The organism is Luteimonas soli (assembly GCF_042648865.1).
GTDB classification, from domain to species: Bacteria; Pseudomonadota; Gammaproteobacteria; order Xanthomonadales; family Xanthomonadaceae; genus Luteimonas; species Luteimonas soli.
On record NZ_JBHRYA010000016.1, the window covers coordinates 1 to 1,418 of the forward strand.

The following is a 1,418-nucleotide window of genomic DNA, read 5'->3' on the forward strand; positions in this document are numbered from 1 at the left end:
GCGGGGCCTAACAATTCGTTCAAGCCGAAGCCGCTTCGCGGCTCGGCTTAACTCAAGCGTTAGGCCGCACAACCAGCAACAGGGGGAATTCGTGAAAAGCGTTATTCGTTTCTTAGTCGTAGCTAGTCTCATCATTCTTGCCGCTTGTAGTGGCAGCCGTAGCCCAGGCCCGCTTGAGGGCACTTGGCACATGTCTGGCGTTGTGCCAATGACTGTCACTTTCCGAGCGGGAGAGACTGAGGCCATGGGCATGATCGAGAAGGTCTCATACAAGAGAGAGGGCAATGACGTTCTCGTTACCAACTTAGACGGCATCGCCAAGGGCACAACTTTCCGCTACACCATGACCGGCCCAGACACTGCACGCAGCGAGCTGGGCAACCTGCGGCGCGTCAAGTAGCAACTGGTGCGCCCTAACAATTCGTTCAACCCGAACCCGCTTCGTTCCACCAACAACATGGCAGGTACAACTTGCCATGTTGTTGGCTCCACTACGCAGGTCGGGTTAACTCAAGCGTTAGGCCGCTAAAAGCATGCGCTCATCTATTCTCATCGCAACGCTCTGGATCTGCAGTGCAATAACTGGTTGCACCCAAGATGGACAGTCAACCGAAGCAGCACAGGCCGCTGCTAACGTCGACTGGAGACGCCAGTGCACAACTGAAGGCTTAGCAACGGATAGCGCTGAAGATAAAGCCTACTTCGAGCACATAGCCTTGGAGTGTGAGCCAGTAGACGCTTGTATGCTTGCTTGCATTCGCAGTGGCTGTGCCGCCATTGGCGGAGGTTGTGCTCATGCATGCAGCAACGTTAGCGTGGACAACGCCGCGAGTGTGGTCGCTTCGTACGTGGACAAGTCAGCCTACTTCTGCAAATGGCAGCGGCCTAACAATTCATTCAAGCCGACACCGCTTCGCGGCGCGGCTTAATTCAAGCGTTAGGCCCCTATGAGCACATACTTGCTTCTCGCGCTCCTCGGATTCGGATTAGCTCTCTGGGGCTTCGGCTTGTGGCGCCGTGGTTTTTTCGGTCCTGAAACGCCGCCCGTCGCGCGTCAGGCATATGCTGTACGCAACGTTCTGTGGCTTGCTTCTGTGCTTATCGTATCGTGGCCGCTACAGATCTACCGTGCCGCTATTGGGAACATTGCTTACGTCGTTGCAGCCCTTGCTATTCTGGCGCTGTTTTTTTGGTTTGGCGTTGCCGCCGCAAACTTTATAGTCAAACGCTCTCAGGCTCGTCGCGGCGGGGCCTAACAATTCGTTCAAGCCGAACTTGCTTCGCTACACCAACAACATGGCAGGAAAAGCTTGCCATGTTGTTGCCTCCGCTACGCAAGTCGGCTTAACTCAGGCGTTAGAGCCCACATGAAGTACACGGCGATCTTGCTACTAGCTCTGACCCTCACGGTGGCCGGC

At 55.5% G+C, this 1,418-nt stretch carries 1 protein-coding gene; it reads left to right on the top strand.

The features are described 5' to 3' along the window. Window positions 1-250: 250 nt before the first annotated feature. The gene (locus ACFONC_RS15345; RefSeq protein WP_386745548.1) at window positions 251-400 is read left to right on the top strand and encodes a hypothetical protein; all 150 of its coding nucleotides are present in this window, start codon (window positions 251-253) and stop codon (window positions 398-400) included. The last annotated feature ends 1,018 nt before the right edge of the window (window positions 401-1,418 follow it).

Bases quoted from the DNA above. Each gene is read 5' to 3' on its own strand.
- ACFONC_RS15345 (WP_386745548.1), top strand. From the start codon at position 251: ATGATCGAGAAGGTCTCATACAAGAGAGAGGGCAATGACGTTCTCGTT.